Here is a 517-nt window from a genome sequence, read left to right as displayed (position 1 = left end):
GGTCGACCAGCAGGCCCGTGGCCAGGCGCTGCGTCAGGTGCTGTCGCTGCTGATCGCTCAGCGCCGGCCCTCCTATTACCTGGGCGCGGGCCGCGAGGAAATGGCGGCCCTGACCGACAGCCATATTCGCCTGCTGGCCAACGGCGGCATCATCAATGCCGGCTTGCGCGACGCAGCGCTGGGCCAGCGCATCCTCGGACAAAGCCCGAGTCGCGACTCGGCGATCCGTCAGGTGGAAGCCACCAAGGGCATCACCGTCGCGCGCATGCGTCTGGCCGGGCTGCTCGGCTTGCCGCTGTACGACCTGGATCGCCTGGACCTCACCGCCAGCACGCCGCTGCAGGGTGATCTGCAGGCACAGATCAGCGAGTACCTGGTGCACCTGGCCGATCCCGCTTTCGCTGAAACGGTCGGGCTGTTTGGTGATCGCATGCTGTCCCCGGAGAAGACCGCCGCCGTGCGTTACAGCTTCACGCTGTTCGAGCGCGGCGAGGAAGGCTTCCAGGTGCGGGTGCAG

At 67.7% G+C, this 517-nt stretch carries 1 protein-coding gene; it reads left to right on the top strand.

Annotation, left to right across the window (positions count from 1 at the left end):
• A partial coding sequence (locus tag CXQ97_RS21330) for a hypothetical protein (RefSeq protein WP_219815507.1) occupies nucleotides 1-517 on the top strand: 517 nt, incomplete at both ends.

The sequence above is a fragment of the Arthrobacter sp. B0490 genome, assembly GCF_002929355.1.
GTDB lineage: Bacteria > Actinomycetota > Actinomycetes > Actinomycetales > Micrococcaceae > Arthrobacter_D.
Note: the sequence above shows the minus strand (reverse complement) of the source record. Positions and strands in the feature narration are given on the sequence as shown.